1 protein-coding gene is annotated in these 313 nt (G+C 42.2%); it reads left to right on the top strand.

Annotated features, from left to right (window positions below):
* On the top strand, positions 1–313 hold a 313-nt coding region (locus A3756_RS05885), incomplete at both ends, for a CBS domain-containing protein (protein ID WP_156490303.1).

Genomic DNA, 313 nt, shown 5'->3' with positions numbered 1-313 from the left:
AAAGCCATATCGTAGTAGCGCCAGTGTTAGATACTGACGGCAAACTGGTAGGTTTTATCACTGAGCAAAACTGCATCAAGCAGATGCTCAACAATACCTACTATTGTGATAGCCACGAAGTAGCAGCTGACATTATGCGAGAGAATCCTCTATCCGTATCCCCTGATGAAGATATTCTTAAGCTAGCAGAAAGCATGCTAAGGAAAGGGCCCAAGATCTACCCAGTAATAGAAAATGATAAAGTGATCGGCATTATTAGACGTGCTGATGTACTAAAAGCACTTAGCCTGGCCAAAAAAGATATGTGTGCAGT

Source organism: Oleiphilus sp. HI0086 (assembly GCF_001635225.1).
Note: the sequence above shows the minus strand (reverse complement) of the source record. Positions and strands in the feature narration are given on the sequence as shown.